The sequence below is a fragment of the Ravibacter arvi genome (assembly GCF_039540405.1).
GTDB classification, from domain to species: Bacteria; Bacteroidota; Bacteroidia; order Cytophagales; family Spirosomataceae; genus Ravibacter; species Ravibacter arvi.
This window is the reverse complement of sequence record NZ_BAABEY010000023.1, coordinates 32558-47767: the sequence shown is the minus strand read 5'-3', so window position 1 is coordinate 47767 and position 15210 is coordinate 32558. Positions and strand designations below refer to the sequence as shown.

Sequence of the window (15210 nt, the reverse complement as noted above, 5' to 3'; positions counted from 1 at the left end):
TCTGATTTCCGATTTCTGATTTCCGATTTCCGATTTCCGACCTCCCCTTTCATTCATTCGCCAATCCCAGCACTTCTCTTTTCTGCCTGATAAAGGTTTCGAGCTCCCAGGCATCTTTTACATCAAAATCACCAATCCGGGTCCGACGAAGCGCTTTCAGATAGGCGCCGCTATCTAAAAGCTCGCCAAAATCCCGAACCAGGCTCCTGATGTAAGTTCCTTTGGAGCAGACTATCTTAAAATGAACTTCGGGAAAATCTGCGGTATCAGTTTCAAATGAGCGGACGGTGACCTTCCTGGTTTTGACCTCCACTTCTTCACCCCGGCGCGCTTTTTTGTACAGCCTTTCACCGCCCATTCTCACCGCAGAGTAGACCGGCGGTTTCTGGTCGAGCTCTCCCGTCAAAGCAATGGCCGCTTTTTCGATCCGGTCTGTTCCGGGTATGTGATCAACGGGATAGGTACCGTCGAACTCCGTTTCCAGGTCTACCGAAGGAGTCGTCTTGCCAAGCACAAGCGTGCCCGTATACGTTTTTTCCTGCGCCTGGTAGGTATCTATCTCCTTGGTTTTCTTACCGGTACAAAGAATAAGCAATCCGGTTGCCAAAGGATCGAGCGTACCGGCGTGACCTATTTTACTGAATTTGCAGGCCCGCTTCAACTTATTGGCAACGTCGAAAGAAGTCCAGGTAACGGGCTTGTCGATCAGGATGACTTCACCGGGATCAGGAACCGGCTCTGCTTGTTTTTTTATACGCTCCTCAGCCACTTCAGACAATATCCAGTTTATAGCCCGACGCCATCAGGGCGAGCAGGAGCAAGCCCAGGGCTATGCGGTAATAACCAAAAACTTTAAAACCGTACCGGGTAAGAAAACCGATAAAAAATTTAATGGCGATCATAGCCACCACAAAAGCAACGGCATTTCCAAACAACAGCACCTTCACATCTTCTGCCCCGATACTGTCATAGGTTTTCAACAGCTTATAGCCTCCGGCGGCCGCCATGGTAGGCACCGCCAGGAAAAATGAAAATTCCGCCGCCTGCTTGCGGGAGAATCCCTGTGCCATACCGCCGATAATCGTCGCGGCTGACCTGGATACCCCGGGGATCATGGCAATGCACTGAAACAATCCTATTTTGAAAGCCTGCGCAAAACTCATATTTTTTTCCCCGACCGGTGCGTTGATCCACTTGTCGATAAAGACAAGCACGATACCGCCGAGTAACAGGGTAATGGCAACTACATAGACGTTCTCCAGCATCGAATCTATCAGGTCGTTCAGCAAAAAGCCGAAAACCGCAGCCGGGATAAATGCAATGAAAAGTTTCAGGTAAAAATTCAGATCGATGTCCTTCACAAACCGCTTCCAATACAGCACCACCACCGAAAGAATGGCGCCGAACTGGATATTTACCGTGAACATTTTTACGAATTCATCATGTCCGATCCCCATGAAGGAGGAGACGATAATCATATGACCGGTGGAAGAAACAGGTAAAAACTCAGTAAGCCCTTCTACCACTGCCAACACGAACGCTTCCCAAAAACTCATTTATCAACCGGTTTCTTGAAGATCGCCAGAAACTGGAAAACAAAACCTGCGATTACGACAAGCGGACCTACAGTAAGCCCCAATGCGCCGAAACCGAATTCCTCTCCGTCAAGGCTGATAATGAAAAAACCGGCTAAAATAATGACGATACCGATCAGCAAAAGCTTGTAATTGGCCGGCCCGAATGGAAACGTTTTTTTATCTGACATATTGGTAAGTAAATTTATCGCTTAAACGTAGTCTGCTAGTAAAGCTCGTCGAGGCTGATCCGGAGATACCGGGAGAGTGACTGAAAGGTACACACCAGCCCCACGAGGATTCCCAGGAGAATCACTCCGACCAGGAGAATTCCCAGCTTTGAATATTCCTGCAGGGCGATCAGCCCTTCAATGTTCCTTACGGCTCCCTGCTGCAAAATCACCAGGAAAACACTGGCAATAATACCGCCGATGGCTCCCTGCAGGGCCCCGTGTACTAAAAACGGTTTTTGAATAAAGGCGTCGGTTGCACCTACCAATTGCATGCTTCGAATCAGGAACCGCTGTGAATAAATCGCCAGCTTTATGGTATTGTTGATCAGCAGCACAATAATCACCAGCATGATGATGGCAAAGGCCGCAAGAACCATATAGATTTTGGCAATATTCCGATTAATCTGATCGGCGAGATCCTGGTGATAAACCACCTCGTGAACGCCTTTCATCCGTTCAATCTGTCCTTGTATCGCCTTCAGCTTTTCTTCATTGAAATACTCTTCGTCAATTTTCACCCGGTAGCTATCGAGAAGCGGGTTTTCACCAAGCAGCGTGGTGAAATCCTCTTTTGTACCTTCGATAAACTCCTTGGCGGCCTGCTCTTTCGAAACAAAAACGACTGACGAATCAATTCCTTTCAGCACGAACGGTTTGTCAGCGATTTCTTTATAAAGTGCGTTCCGTCCCGCGACCGGAAGATCCTTTTCCACAAACACCGTCACCTGCAGATTCTGCTTGATCAGCGAAACCAATTTCCGCGACTGGATTACCAGCAGGCCGCAAAACCCGATCAGAAACAGGGCCGCCGTAAGGCTTACGACGATCATGGTGTTCGGATAACTCCCTATTTTTTTCTTTTTAGCCATTCTGAAACGCTCCTTTTCAAGACGTACTGTCGCAAAAGTAAGTATTAATACATTATATCAAGGCGCTTTCCGCCTACTTAACTTAATTTAACGGTTACGCTCCGGAGCGGCTTAACCCAGTGTTTCCGCCTCTTCCACCGCCGATTCCCAATCTTCTGTCGCCTTCTCCAGGCGTTGCCGGGTCAGGCCATACTCTTTGTTGGCCTCCGAAAGCCGGGCTGCATCGCCATACACTTCTGGCAAAGCCAGCTTCGCTTCCCAATCCATCTTTTGTTTTTCAAGGCGCGTAATCTCCTCTTCCAGCTCGGCGACCTGCTTCTTCAGCTGGTTTCGCCGCGCCTTGCTTTCGTCGTCCTGGCGGGGCTTGGGCTCCGGCTTCACGTCGGCTATTTTTTTAACTAAAGCCTCTGCCGCGGGGTTCTGAGCGCGGTCTTCCATCCAGATGCAGTATTCTTCGTAAGTTCCGGGGTATTCCTTGATCTGCTGCTCCTCGATGAACCAGATTTTATTTGCGATCGACTCCACGAAATACCGGTCGTGAGACACCACGATATAGCTGCCCTCGTACTGCTGAAGCGCCTGGATCAGAATGTTGACCGATTGCATGTCAAGGTGGTTGGTAGGCTCATCGAGCAGCAGGAAATTAGCCTGGGAAAGCAATACCTTTGCCAATGCCACGCGGGATTTCTCTCCCCCGGACAGCACCCTGATCTTCTTGAAAACCTCGTCACCGGAAAACAGGAAACAGCCCAGGACCGTCCGGAGCGAAGCTTCTGTTTTGGTGGGATTGGCATATTTCAGCTCCTCAATGAGGTTGTGATCTAGATTGAGCGACTCTAACTGGTGCTGGGCGTAAAACGTAAACTCCACGTTATGCCCGAGCCTCCGGTTTCCGTCCACGTCCTCGGTTCCCGCAACAATGCGCAGCGCAGTGGATTTCCCTTTTCCGTTTGCACCGATCAGGGCAATTTTATCACCCCGCTCTATGGAAATCGTGCTGTTGTTCAGGATTACCTTGTCGCCGTAAGCTTTTGAGACATTGTCAAGGTGCAGGATATGCCGACCGGGCTGTGTCGTAAACTGGAAACGGAAATGAACCTTCGTATTTTCGTCCAGCACTTCCTCCACCATTTCCATCCTGGCCAGTGATTTAACCCGGCTCTGCACCTGTCTCGACTTCGTAGCTTTCGCTTTAAAACGCTCGATAAACCTTTCGGTCTGACGGATCTTGGCCTGCTGGTTTTCGAAGGCCCCGCGCTGGATCTCGTTCCTGAGCGCTTTTTCCTCCAGGTAAAAAGAATAATTCCCGGAATAATGATTGAGCTTCGCGCCCGATACCTCCACGATATTGTCTACCACGTTGTCGAGGAATTCGCGATCGTGAGAAACTACGATAACCGCTCCCTCATAACTTTGAATATATTTTTCTACCCATTGGATAGAGGGAAGGTCAAGGTGGTTGGTAGGCTCATCGAGCATCAGCAATGAAGGCTTTTGCAGGAGGAGTTTGGCAAGCATTACCCGCATCCTCCAGCCTCCGGAGAACTCGCGCAGGGGCTTCTGAAGATCGTCGGTCGAAAAGCCAAGCCCCTCAAGGATGGATTCCGCCTTTGACTGGATGGAATACCCGTCCAGCGCTTCAAACTCTTCCTGTACCTTGGCCAGCTTGTCAATCAGTTCATCGTAGTAATTGACCTCCATCTCGTGGAGAATCTTGTCAATCTGGCGCTGCAGTACGTTCTGTCTTTCAAACGCCTGCATAGCGACCGACAGGATCGAATCATCGGTCTGATAGGACAGCAGGTCCTGGTTCAGGAAGCCGATCGTACAGTCGCCCGATTTGGAGATCGTTCCGCCATCAGACTGGTATTCGCCGTTGATTATGCGCAGTAATGTTGATTTACCCGTTCCATTGAGACCGATAAGGCCAATTTTCATTTTGGGCTTGATGTGCAGCGAAGCTTCTTCGTACAGCGGACGGTCGCCCAGGAAATAACTTAAATTAGTGATAGCAATCATGCCGCGAATTTACAGCGAATTTCTGAGTTGTTAGGTATGAGGGGTGAGGTATGAGGTGTGAGGGGGGAACATGAGTCCTCATACCTCATACCTCACCCCTCATACCTACCCAAACAACAGATAAGCAATGACGAGTGTGATCAGTACATTGAAAAACTGAGCGGTGAGAAATGCGTAAAGGGGTTTCTTGTTGTTCTGGCTGAAAAGTTCCGAAAAGCGTGTTTCAAGGCCTATACTCGTGAAAGCAAGCGCAAACCAGAGACCCTGTACGCTTTTGATTCCTCCTTTGACGCTTGAAATGGTTTCTTCGCTCAGCAAAAAAGAGAAAATGAGGGAGGCTGCCAGGAAGCCGAGCACAAATTTCGGGAAACGCTCCCAGATCACGCCGAGGGTCGGCTTTTCAACATGGCCGTTACCGGAGCGCGCAGATTTGGAGTAAGTCCAGTAAATACTGATGGCGAATGCGGCCAGGCCAAGCAGAACATTTTGGGAAAATTTAACGATCGTACTGATTTTCAAAGCCTCCTCTCCGACCAGGCTTCCGGATGCCACGACAGCTCCGCTGGTGTCAATACTTCCGCCTAACCAGGCGCCGGTTACCTGCTGCGGCAGTTCGAGGTAATTGGCGATCATGGGCATAAAGATCATCATCGGGATGGCCGTAATCAAAACCATGGAAATGACGTAAGACAACTTTTTGGAATCGCCTTCTATGGCGCCCGAAGTCGCAATCGCAGCAGACACGCCACAGATTGAAACAGCGCTGGAGATCATCAGTGCCATGTCTTCATCCACCTTGAGTTTTTTGCACACCCAGAAAGCAAAATACCACACCGAGAAAACAACGACCAGGGATTGAATCAACCCGAGGCTGCCTGCTTTCAGGACGTCCGAGAAAATAACTCCCGTACCAAGCAGAATTAGCCCTATTTTGACGAAAAGCTCGGTTGAAAGTGCGCTTTTCAACCATTCGGGTACCGCCATAAAATTCCGGATCAGTAACCCCAGCGAGAGACTGATGATAACCGCTTCCAGGTTAAGGCTGTTTACAGCCGCGCTTCCGGCGATGACGAGCGCAATTACAGTCAGCACATAAATGATGGGGAACCCCTTCAGCGCCGGGCCGACCGCTTCCCCCTTTAGGAAATAGCCCAGGAGGGTAATACCATACACAAGCAAAAACTGGATAAAAATCTTAAACAGGTTGGCAGAAGAAAGGACTTCGGTCGTCAGGTCGGCCAGGGAAGCCCACTTGTAGACGGGAGCAGCCACCTTGGCACCGCCCAGGAAAAGGAAAATAATCAGGAAACCAAGGATAAGGGAGGTCCAATCTTCTGTCAGTTTTATAGAAGCTTTTTTAGTCATGATGGAAAGAAAATCAATAGGAGTTAAACGAAATCCGCAATGACGTCAAACATCGTTGACTGGCGGGCACACTGCGGCAAATTTAAAATTTTTACCAAACGGCAATCAAAAAAATTCAACTTCGCATAGGGTTAACTCTTGAATGAAGAGTTTGTTGCCGGAATAGCATGGAGCAAAGTGGCGGTTTGATTTAAAAAATCCGCAAATATCGTTGCTGAAAACCTGTAGCTGTTCTTTTAATCAATGCCAGCGGGTGCCAGTCGGTACCAACCGGAGGGCATCTGCCGGATGGTCATCCGGTCGGACGGTCATCCTGAATGGAACGCAGTGGAACTGAAGGATCTCCTGTTGCAAGAAAAAAGCCCTCCGAAAGGGATTGGGTACTGGGAGCGGGAGATCCCTCCACTGCGGTCGGGATGACCCTCCGGTTGGTGCGGCGCCAAACCTCTTGTTGTCAATGGTAGCGCATCTGCCGGACGGTCATCCTGAAGCGGAGCGCAGCGGAGTCGAAGGATCTCCTGTTGCAGGAAAAAAGCCCTCTGAAAGGGATTGGGTACAGGGAGCGGGAGATCCCTCCACTGCGGTCGGGATGACCCTCCGGTCGGAGCGGCGCCAAACCTGTTGTTGTCAATGGTAGCGCATCTGCCGGACGGTCATCCTGAATGGAACGCAGTGGAATTGAAGGATCTCCTGTTGCTAAAAAAAGTCCTCTGAAAGGGATTGGGTACAAGGAGCGGGAGATCCCTCCACTGCGGTCGGGATGACCCTCCGGTCGGAGCGGCGCCAAACCTGTTGTTGTCAATGCTAGCGCATCTGCCGGACGGTCATCCTGAATGGAACGCAGTGGAACTGAAGGATCTCCTGTTGCTATAAAAAAGTCCTCTGAAAGGGATTGGGTGCAGGGACCGAGAGATCCCTCCACTGCGGTCGGGATGACCCTCCGGTTGGTGCGGCGCCAAACCTGTTGTTGTCAATGCTAGCGCATCTGCCGGATGGTCATCCTGAATGGAACGCAGTGGAACTGAAGGATCTCCTGTTGCTATGAAAAAAGTCCTCTGAAAGGGATTGGTTCAGGGAGCGGGAGATCCCTCCGCTGCGGTCGGGATGACCCTCCGGTTGGTGCGGCGCCAAACCTGTTGTTGTCAATGGTAGCGCATCTGCCGGACGGTCATCCTGAATGGAACGCAGTGGAACTGAAGGATCTCCTGTTGCTAAAAAAAGTCCTCTGAAAGGGATTGGGTACAAGGACCGGGAGATCCCTCCGCTGCGGTCGGGATGACCCTCCGGTCGGAGCGGCGCCAAACCTGTTGTTGTCAATGGTAGCGCATCTGCCGGATGGTCATCCTGAATGGAACGCAGTGGAACTGAAGGATCTCCTGTTGCTAAAAAAAGTCCTCTGAAAGGGATTGGGTGCAGGGACCGGGAGATCCCTCCGCTGCGGTCGGGATGACCCTCCAGCAGAAACCGCTTACCTGGATTTCGTCACCACCAGGACGAAATCCGCAGTCACCCAATATTGCAGGCCAACAGCGCGTACAATACCCGCCGCCGTGATTTCCGCTGTGATTTCCCCTGTGTCCTTTACCGGGAAAGGATGCACGCGAATTTCGTTCCTGAAATCCGCAACCGGGTTCCCGGCAAATTTATAAGCCGCTTCTTTAGCCGACCATGCCAGATGCAGGCCGTGCAGACCGGCCGCCGACCCGAATTCCCCGAGTTCGGTTTCGTTCAGAAAAAAGTCCCGTTTTTTTTGCAGTGCATGCCGCGGCATGCACTCGATATCTACCCCGATACTTTCGCCCTTTGAATAGGCTACCGCTACAAACCGGCCGGAATGAGAGATAGAAACGGCACCGGAATTACCGGCCGGGACCGGCCGGCCTTCCACTGTGTACCGGATAACCGGCCTTTCGCCCGTCAGCGCGGAAAGCAAGACACGGGCGGCAACAAACTGCTGCTTTTTCAGGACGGTCCTGCGAGCGGTCATTGCAGATTGATCCGCCTCCGTCAGCGCCACCGCCGCGGTCAAAGCCGCCAGGGGTTCGGTTATTTCCCAAACCCCGAGCCATGAATCGTCTGTCGGTTTTATTGAAAAAATCTGAGGCATAGGTCCCCGGTTCCGAAAATAAAATGTGCATTGACCTCCAAAAGTATAAAATATGGTCAGACCGCCCTGCTTTCTTTTCCACCAACCGCACCGGTTCTCCAGGAATTAAACAACGGAGTACGGACTCGAAACCTGTCGAAATTTTGAACGACCAGCGCTTAATTATTTGTTCTGAGTTAAATTCGCCGAATTATTTCGTAAAGCAGTACCATGCAGGTAAAGTCATCGCGCAGAAAAATTCTCTTCCGGTTGTTAGCCGGATTGGTCGTATGCTGCGGTGGGCTGCTGGTCTGGTTCCACCTGCGAACGAAACTGGAAACGCCGGAAACCGGGCCGCTCCCGAAAGTCGGAGCGCGCGAAAAAGTAGGCCCGGACCATTACCGCATTGGTAATAACTGGCTGCGAAAAAACCGCTTCGGCATTTGGGAAATGTACCTGGAAGGTCCTCCGCTCGAGCGCGGGCTGATCTATGGTAAACTCGCCCGGGAACTGGTAAACGAACAGGAAGAAGTTTTTGTAGCGCAGATACGGAACATGATTCCCAGTGAAATCTGGCTCAAAAGCCTGAAATACTTCGTCGGGTGGTTCAACCGCGATATTGATCAATACGTCCAACCCGAAAACCTGCAGGAAATTTATGGAATTTCACGGTCATTTTCGGACCAGTTCAATTTCATCGGCGAACCTTACTACCGTGTGCTTAATTACCATGCGGCGCATGATATCGGCCACGCTCTTACCGACCTGAACATGGTAGGCTGTACGTCTTTCGCGGCCAACCACGAACTATCGGCGGATTCCACGCTCATGATCGGCAGGAATTTTGACTTTAACATGGGCGACCGGTTTGCAGAAAATAAGCTGGTCCTTTTTCTTAAACCGGAAAAAGGATACGCATTGGCCTCTGTCACCTGGGCGGGCTTTACCGGAGTCGTTTCCGGCATGAACGAGAAAGGGCTTACCGTTACCCTGAATGCCGCAAAATCAGATATTCCCTACCAGGCAAAAACACCGATTTCACTGCTTGCAAGGGAGATTCTGCAGTATGCGGCCAATATTAGCGAAGCAATTGCCATCGCCGCAAAAAGAGAAACTTTCGTAAGCGAGTCACTACTCATCGGTTCGGCGGAAGACGGGAAGGCGGTTGTGATCGAGAAAACGCCTTCCAAAATGGATGTTTACGATTCGAAAGCCTCGCTTACGGTCTGTTCCAACCACTACCAGGGCCCTACCCTTTCCAGAGACCCCGCCAACCTGGAGAACATCCGGGAAAGCGATTCTGAATACCGCTTCCGGAGGATGCGTCAGCTGATCGACCGCAACCTGCCGCTCACCCCCGGAAAGAGTGCTTCCATTCTGAGGGACCAGCTGGGAATGGACGATAAATTCCTGGGATACGGCAACCCGAAAGCGATTAACCAGCTGCTGGCCCACCATGCCGTATTGTTCAAACCGGCTCATCGGAAGATGTGGGTATCGGCAAACCCGTATCAATTGGGAGCGTTTGTTTCCTATGATCTTGGAAAAGTATTTACCCCAGTCACTTACGTCACCGATTCTACCGGCTTGCTGCCTGCCGATCCTTTTCTGGTAAGCGCCGGGTACAAGCACTTCGAATCTTTCAAGAAAACCAGGAACCGCATTACCAGTCACCTGATGACCGGAAAACCCCTCGTCCTGTCGGACCGTGAAATTTCGGATTTCATTGCCGCCAACCCGGAAAGCTATGCCCCTTATGAGCTGCTGGGCGCCTATTTCCGGCAACAAAAAAAGTACCCTGAGGCCGCCGGCTATTTCAGGAAAGCGCTTACCAAAGAACTGCCTTCCGAGAAAGACAGGAAAACCCTCACCAGGAAACTGGAAGACGCCCTTGCCGAAGTAAAGTAGACCCTCCCGGTGCAAATAATGCGTTTCGGGTATGTCTTTATGCTTTTCGGGTAACACCACATAGCGGCTCCGCCCCTACTTTCGTAACGTTCAACTTTTACCTCAACAAGTTATGAAATACTGGGACAACACCGTTTGCCTCTCCGTAGAGGGGGGCCTGACCCTTGTAAGGGGATCTTACACAGTAGAGGATTTTTCAATTACCGGCGGCGAAGACCCCGACCATCACATCAGGTCCGGTATGACGGTCAATTTTGGCAGCGACGGAGAGATGTCTTTTGAGATCGGCCGGAAAGGTTCCTCCGACAACGCCAAATGGTTCAGCAACAGGATCATGCCTTCGCAAAACACTTTCAACGACGCGCCGGGAAAGCTCAATTTCGCCTTTATCGGCACGCTTCGCCTGGTGGTGACCGGGGAATCTATTGGAGGACTTGAACTGGAATGTACTTTCCCGGGGTTTGCGCTGGCGCAGGGACATTCGGGCCTGAACAACAACTGGTGGCTAGGTGGTAAAACACTTACCTATACGCCTTCTTCCGGACCCTATGCAGTAGGCAAAGGTACCTTGCCGGGCGGGAGCGAAGTCACGCTGGGATTCGCAAATGCGGCATTTTCCGCGTACACATTTTACGTCACGCCGGTCTCACTGATCAATACCGCCGCCTGGATGAAGCACCTGCCCGACCACCGCAGGCTGGATGAAATTGTATTACCCGGCAGCCATGATGCGGGCATGTCCGAATGCAGCCATTGCATGCCTTTCGGGTTTGCAGTACCTTACACCCAGACTCAGAACCTTTCCATCGCGAAGCAGCTGGAGGCCGGTTCCCGCTACTTCGACATCCGTGTGGACTATGACTACAACGAGCTGGTGACCTATCACCGCACAGGCGGTAACGGGTGCAACGGCCAGAACCTGAAATCCGTAATGGATGAAGCCAGCAGCTTTCTCGGCAGTACGCCCACCGAAACGGTGATTTTCAAAGTGTCCCATATCAGGCAGTACAAGGAACATGACGCGGCAGATACCAAGCGGCGGATCAATGAGCTCCTGAACGCGTACGATAACCTGCTCCTGAAAAAGACCGGAGACCTCCCGGCCAATCTCGCCGAAGCGCCGGTTCAGAAGCTACGTGGTAAACTGGTTATGGTATTTGACTATCCCGAATACATAGACCCCGCGTCCGGCCGCTGGCGCTACCAGGACGGCAGTGCCGCTTCCGATGCCAACCTGACTGTTTTTGACGAATACGCCGATACCGACGATTACAATACAATGGCTTCAAAAGAACTGGAACTATGGCGTACCCACGGCGGATTGGGCAAAGGGTACCTGTTTCTCCTTTCCTGGACCCTCACTTCGGGCAAACCGCCGCTGACTTCCCCGATCTATGACCTGGCCCGGGTCGCCAATACTGCCCTTCCGACCGTATTGAAGCAATCGATCGACGGCGCACACTACGCCAAGCCCAACGTTGTTTACATCGATTACGTGGAAGAGCGCGTCAACAGGAGTATTATTCTCTGGAATTTCTCATGATTTTTTTGATCCGTGGGGTATCTTTGGAAGACCTAAAACCTTCCCGGATACCCTATGGACCTGCCTGTTGTCATTGAGGAAATGAAAGACGTGCCTTTTCGTGAAATAACCCGCCTGGACTGTGAAGATGAGCTGTTAAAATTCAGCGCGCCGGTCCTCGGAAAAGGCGCTACCGCTATTATTCCGCTCTCGTCCGAAGCGACGCTCATTTCCCTGAGCGGCACCCCGGAACAGTCCTACCGCCTGGGTTACAGCCAGTATTACGAAGGGAAAGTGCTTATCAACCTGATGATCGAAGGCAAGGTAACGCATATTCTGAACAAGAGCGTCACCGCAACAGTTCAGGGGGGAAGCTCGTTTATTTACGCAGTGGGCGGGGAACGTTCCTATATGGAGCTTCCCGTTAGCCATCGCTTTGAAGTGGTTTCGCTGGTGCTCAGCCAATCGGCCTTCGAGTCTGCCCTCGACCGCTTTTTTGCCGACCAGGGCCCCGCGGTCAGACAGCAATGTATATCGGCAATGTTTACAAAAGACCGTCCGGGAAGCGTTTTCCAGTTCTCGGGCGAGCTCAGGCTGGTAGTGAGACAAATTCTGCGGTGTCGTCTGAGAGGAAATTTCAGAAGGGTATTCCTGGACTGCAAATTTTTTGAGCTCCTCTCCTATTATTTCGCTTCCATCACAGAGATCGATCAGAAAGCGGTCCGTTTTTCTGCCAGGGATGTTGCCACGCTGCAGGAAGTCAGGCGGGCGCTTGCAACCGGCGACCTCACCAGTATTTCTATCCAGGAGCTTTGCCGGCAATTCGGCATCAACCGCTTCAAACTTACGATGGGCTTCCAGAGCGTGTTCAATACATCCGTTGCAAGGTTCTACCGGCAACAGGTCCTGGCCCGGGCCTACCAGTCGCTTTCAGACGGACTGTACAACGTATCCCAGGCTTCCGCCGAATTCGGGTACGCGACTTCGGCCGCTTTTTCGCGCGCTTTTTACAAGGAATTCGGAATACGCCCGAGCGAGGTCACCAGGCAGGTTCGTGCAAGCTAAACCGGCCCACGCTAATTTTTCTTTCCCTCATGCTTTAACCGGTCAATCATCCGGATTGCCCGGTCGATCCGGGTCTGAACCGTTTTCCCGCTGTTGATATAGTACAGTATTCCCCTTTGAACACTGGCATTTGCCTGCTGAAAACACTGGTTCCCTACTTCATCCTGCTCGAGCAGTTCAGCCAATTCCTCGGGCATGGGCCTTCCGTAAGAGCTGGTATCACGTTCAAGCGACACCGATACCCGCTGCCCCAACCGGAGCTTGCCCGCATTACGGATGGGTGTCCCGACCGCTATGTCAAAGGTACCGTTGCCTTTCGGGCGCAGTGCGCAGTGAAAAGCCTCGCCCCCGTTTATGGCACAAAGCAACCGTACATTTTTTTCGTTGGAGAAAAACAGCGAGACGTCTTCCGGAACATCCACAAAATGCCCGCGATGCCCCGGATAACGATCTATTACGGACTCAAAATGAATTTGCGCGGGCGGTTCTTTTTCCTTATCCGAATGAATCATGTCGATCAAAATTGTTAATTCCGGCGGAAGCAATCCGCAGCGCGGCACTGCTTCCGCAAACGTTACCGCTAATTAAAAAAAAGTTCTGGTGGCTAATCTCGTAATTATTTAATAGTATGGCACAACTATTCCTAAACCTTATCCTGTTTCAATTTGCCAAATCCTGATTCCCTGAGCAGTTCTGATTGGGAACTTGTGCCCGATGAATGGAACGAACACACTTTTGAAACGCTTTACCGGACCTATTGGCTGCGTTTGTACAACTTTGTATTGGCCAAAGTGCATGACCCCGACACAGCGGAAGAAATCATCCAGGATCTTTTCTCAACCCTTTGGGAAAAACGTGGCGAACTTCGCATTGTCCATTTAAAAAGCTATTTGTTTGCCGCGGCCAGGAACCGTGTAATCGATTTCTACAAACAACAGCTGTTTTCAAATCTCGATGGTATTGATCATCCCCTGGCGCCGGATTATCCCTTTTTCCTGGATGAATTGGAGACGCAGCTTCAGCAGGCATTGGAACAATTGCCCGCCAAAACCCGGGAAATTTTCATGATGAACCGCCTGGAAGGCAAATCAGCCGGCGAAATATCGGCCAACCTAAACCTCCCCAAACGCACGGTAGAATACCATATTACCCAGGGTCTCCGCTTTTTGAGAAGTGCGCTCGGCGAAGTAACCCCACTCGTATTGGCGTTGAGCAGCGCTGTTATATTCTAAGAATATTTTGGGCTATTTCAACCAAACCCTATAAATATTCAAAGATCAATCCAATCACTTTGCGGTTCCTGCCGCTTTTTCAGTCCTTATATAAACCGTTAAAAACGATTGTTGCTCATGAGCAAACAGAATTTCTATTCTTTGCTGACCCGCTACCGGAATGGAACGTGTACAGACCGGGAGAAACGCCTGGTCGCACAATGGTTTGCCCTGCTTGATGAAGAGGTCCCTGACCAAACACCTCAAGAAACAAAAGCCCTCGAAGACCGGCTCTGGAAGGCCATACAGAAACGAAAGCAAAAAAAAACCAATAGACATGGAAATTGGCTGATCTGGTGGAAAAGCGCTGCCGCATTTGTGGTATTCGCAGCAGCAGGTTGGGCCATCTACCGGTCGGTATCCGAAAAAGCAACCGAATTCCCCGCTACCCCTTTTTCGTCTACCGCAGCCGGCCCGGCTACAGGCGTGACCGTAGTAAGTTCCGGGGAAAAAGATAAAACCGTTCACTTGCCTGACGGCAGTGAAATTTTGCTCGCTCCGAACAGCAGCCTGGAATATCCGGCTCATTTCCGGGCCGACAAACGGGAGGTTGCATTGAATGGCAAAGCTTTTTTCAAAGTGACCGGCGACCCGAACCGGCCCTTCCTGGTTTATTCGGGTGAAATTGTAACCCGGGTACTCGGAACCAGTTTCTGGGTGGACGGAAGCGACCCTGTACGTCCCATTGAGGTCTCGGTCGTAACCGGGAAGGTAACTGTATCAAAAAGAAGCGAGAACGGTGATGGCGACAACGGTCTTTCCAGGCACGGCGTTATACTGACCGCCAACCAGAAAGCCTCTTTCTCCAATGGCAGCCGGCAATTTGAGCTCGGCCTGGTAGAACAACCTGTCCTGGTCGTCCCGGAATCCTCGGTCCTCACGCCCGATGAGTCATTCAATTTTGAGGATACCCCGGCGACCGCAGTAATCGAAAAGCTGGAAAGTGCCTACGGGATTGAGATTATCCTGGAAAACGAGGCGCTCAAAGGTTGCCTTTTCCGCGGTGATATCAGTCATCAGCCTTTATTTATACAGCTGGACCTGCTTTGCTCGGCGAGCAATGCCACCTACGAAATTATAGGCACACGCGTATTGATCAGCGGCAAACCCTGCGATTAGCCGGCCCCTGTTCCGAAATCACTATCTGTCACCTTATATCCTGAACCAAACCCAACTAACCTTTCACTGCATGAATAAAGCTTAAAAACAGAAAAGTGCCGAAAGTGTTGCGACCACTTCCGGCACCGTCACTACCCCACGTTTTTAAAAACGCCGGCTCATTCTGCTAAGAAATGAGC

General features: G+C 51.1%; 16 protein-coding genes. 8 read left to right on the top strand and 8 right to left on the bottom strand.

The window, feature by feature from the left end:
• Nucleotides 1–49: 49 nt before the first annotated feature.
• The 6 genes from truB to ABD852_RS12025 form a co-directional block, all read right to left on the bottom strand.
• Nucleotides 50–778, bottom strand: coding sequence for a tRNA pseudouridine(55) synthase TruB (gene truB / locus ABD852_RS12050; protein WP_425568810.1), 729 nt, complete (start codon nucleotides 776–778; stop codon nucleotides 50–52).
• Nucleotides 771–1556: an undecaprenyl-diphosphate phosphatase gene (locus tag ABD852_RS12045; protein ID WP_345029057.1), complete on the bottom strand. Its 786-nt coding sequence runs from the start codon at nucleotides 1554–1556 to the stop codon at nucleotides 771–773. Before ABD852_RS12045 ends, truB begins: the two co-directional genes overlap by 8 nt.
• Complete coding sequence (locus tag ABD852_RS12040) at nucleotides 1553–1765, bottom strand: DUF3098 domain-containing protein (protein WP_345029055.1); 213 nt, start codon at nucleotides 1763–1765, stop codon at nucleotides 1553–1555. The genes ABD852_RS12045 and ABD852_RS12040 overlap by 4 nt, the downstream gene beginning before the upstream one ends.
• A gap of 35 nt (nucleotides 1766–1800) precedes the next feature.
• Nucleotides 1801–2676, bottom strand: a complete 876-nt coding sequence (locus ABD852_RS12035; RefSeq protein WP_345029053.1) for a cell division protein FtsX — start codon at nucleotides 2674–2676, stop codon at nucleotides 1801–1803.
• A gap of 111 nt (nucleotides 2677–2787) precedes the next feature.
• Entirely contained in the window at nucleotides 2788–4695 is a 1908-nt protein-coding gene (locus ABD852_RS12030) for an ABC-F family ATP-binding cassette domain-containing protein (RefSeq protein WP_345029051.1), read from the bottom strand.
• A 105-nt stretch (nucleotides 4696–4800) separates the two neighbouring features.
• Entirely contained in the window at nucleotides 4801–6060 is a 1260-nt protein-coding gene (locus tag ABD852_RS12025) for a YeiH family protein (RefSeq protein ID WP_345029050.1), read from the bottom strand.
• Between the two features lie 317 nt (nucleotides 6061–6377).
• Between ABD852_RS12025 and ABD852_RS12020 the strand changes: the two genes are divergently transcribed.
• The 3 genes from ABD852_RS12020 to ABD852_RS12010 all read left to right on the top strand — a co-directional run bounded on the left by ABD852_RS12020 (nucleotide 6378) and on the right by ABD852_RS12010 (nucleotide 7040).
• Nucleotides 6378–6524: a hypothetical protein gene (locus ABD852_RS12020; RefSeq protein ID WP_345029049.1), complete on the top strand. Its 147-nt coding sequence runs from the start codon at nucleotides 6378–6380 to the stop codon at nucleotides 6522–6524.
• On the top strand, nucleotides 6518–6697 hold the full coding sequence (locus tag ABD852_RS12015; RefSeq protein ID WP_345029048.1) for a hypothetical protein: 180 nt from the start codon (nucleotides 6518–6520) through the stop codon (nucleotides 6695–6697). Before ABD852_RS12020 ends, ABD852_RS12015 begins: the two co-directional genes overlap by 7 nt.
• A gap of 196 nt (nucleotides 6698–6893) precedes the next feature.
• Nucleotides 6894–7040, top strand: coding sequence for a hypothetical protein (locus tag ABD852_RS12010; protein ID WP_345029046.1), 147 nt, complete (start codon nucleotides 6894–6896; stop codon nucleotides 7038–7040).
• Nucleotides 7041–7528: 488 nt separating this feature from the next.
• Here ABD852_RS12010 and ABD852_RS12005 read toward each other — a convergent pair whose 3' ends face one another.
• Complete coding sequence (locus tag ABD852_RS12005; RefSeq protein ID WP_345029042.1) at nucleotides 7529–8167, bottom strand: 4'-phosphopantetheinyl transferase family protein; 639 nt, start codon at nucleotides 8165–8167, stop codon at nucleotides 7529–7531.
• A gap of 210 nt (nucleotides 8168–8377) precedes the next feature.
• On the opposite strand from ABD852_RS12005, the gene ABD852_RS12000 reads away from it, so the two are divergent.
• The 3 genes from ABD852_RS12000 (at nucleotide 8378) to ABD852_RS11990 (ending at nucleotide 12641) form a co-directional block, all read left to right on the top strand.
• Nucleotides 8378–10054 carry a C45 family autoproteolytic acyltransferase/hydrolase gene (locus ABD852_RS12000; protein ID WP_345029040.1) on the top strand — a complete coding sequence of 559 codons (1677 nt, stop codon included), beginning with the start codon at nucleotides 8378–8380 and terminating at the stop codon, nucleotides 10052–10054.
• Between the two features lie 112 nt (nucleotides 10055–10166).
• Entirely contained in the window at nucleotides 10167–11597 is a 1431-nt protein-coding gene (locus ABD852_RS11995; RefSeq protein ID WP_345029038.1) for a PI-PLC domain-containing protein, read from the top strand.
• 54 nt (nucleotides 11598–11651) lie between these two features.
• Complete coding sequence (locus ABD852_RS11990; protein WP_345029036.1) at nucleotides 11652–12641, top strand: helix-turn-helix domain-containing protein; 990 nt, start codon at nucleotides 11652–11654, stop codon at nucleotides 12639–12641.
• 11 nt (nucleotides 12642–12652) lie between these two features.
• Here the strand turns inward: ABD852_RS11990 and ABD852_RS11985 are convergent, their stop codons facing one another.
• Nucleotides 12653–13153 (bottom strand): DUF1905 domain-containing protein, encoded by a 501-nt coding sequence (locus tag ABD852_RS11985; protein WP_345029035.1) that lies wholly within the window; start codon nucleotides 13151–13153, stop codon nucleotides 12653–12655.
• A 153-nt stretch (nucleotides 13154–13306) separates the two neighbouring features.
• Here ABD852_RS11985 and ABD852_RS11980 point away from each other — a divergent pair, with 153 nt between their 5' ends.
• Together ABD852_RS11980 and ABD852_RS11975 are read left to right on the top strand one after the other, a co-directional pair.
• Nucleotides 13307–13873, top strand: a complete 567-nt coding sequence (locus ABD852_RS11980; protein ID WP_345029033.1) for an RNA polymerase sigma-70 factor — start codon at nucleotides 13307–13309, stop codon at nucleotides 13871–13873.
• A gap of 117 nt (nucleotides 13874–13990) precedes the next feature.
• A complete protein-coding gene (locus tag ABD852_RS11975; protein WP_345029031.1) occupies nucleotides 13991–15031 on the top strand; it encodes a FecR family protein in 1041 nt (346 codons plus the stop codon).
• The last annotated feature ends 179 nt before the right edge of the window (nucleotides 15032–15210 follow it).

Bases quoted from the DNA above. Each gene is read 5' to 3' on its own strand.
- ABD852_RS12045 (WP_345029057.1), bottom strand. From the start codon at position 1,556: ATGAGTTTTTGGGAAGCGTTCGTGTTGGCAGTGGTAGAAGGGCTTACT.
- ABD852_RS12040 (WP_345029055.1), bottom strand. From the start codon at position 1,765: ATGTCAGATAAAAAAACGTTTCCATTCGGGCCGGCCAATTACAAGCTT.
- ABD852_RS12035 (WP_345029053.1), bottom strand. From the start codon at position 2,676: ATGGCTAAAAAGAAAAAAATAGGGAGTTATCCGAACACCATGATCGTC.
- ABD852_RS12030 (WP_345029051.1), bottom strand. From the start codon at position 4,695: ATGATTGCTATCACTAATTTAAGTTATTTCCTGGGCGACCGTCCGCTG.
- ABD852_RS12025 (WP_345029050.1), bottom strand. From the start codon at position 6,060: ATGACTAAAAAAGCTTCTATAAAACTGACAGAAGATTGGACCTCCCTT.
- ABD852_RS12020 (WP_345029049.1), top strand. From the start codon at position 6,378: ATGGAACGCAGTGGAACTGAAGGATCTCCTGTTGCAAGAAAAAAGCCC.
- ABD852_RS12015 (WP_345029048.1), top strand. From the start codon at position 6,518: ATGGTAGCGCATCTGCCGGACGGTCATCCTGAAGCGGAGCGCAGCGGA.
- ABD852_RS12010 (WP_345029046.1), top strand. From the start codon at position 6,894: ATGGAACGCAGTGGAACTGAAGGATCTCCTGTTGCTATAAAAAAGTCC.
- ABD852_RS12005 (WP_345029042.1), bottom strand. From the start codon at position 8,167: ATGCCTCAGATTTTTTCAATAAAACCGACAGACGATTCATGGCTCGGG.
- ABD852_RS12000 (WP_345029040.1), top strand. From the start codon at position 8,378: ATGCAGGTAAAGTCATCGCGCAGAAAAATTCTCTTCCGGTTGTTAGCC.
- ABD852_RS11995 (WP_345029038.1), top strand. From the start codon at position 10,167: ATGAAATACTGGGACAACACCGTTTGCCTCTCCGTAGAGGGGGGCCTG.
- ABD852_RS11990 (WP_345029036.1), top strand. From the start codon at position 11,652: ATGGACCTGCCTGTTGTCATTGAGGAAATGAAAGACGTGCCTTTTCGT.
- ABD852_RS11985 (WP_345029035.1), bottom strand. From the start codon at position 13,153: ATGATTCATTCGGATAAGGAAAAAGAACCGCCCGCGCAAATTCATTTT.
- ABD852_RS11975 (WP_345029031.1), top strand. From the start codon at position 13,991: ATGAGCAAACAGAATTTCTATTCTTTGCTGACCCGCTACCGGAATGGA.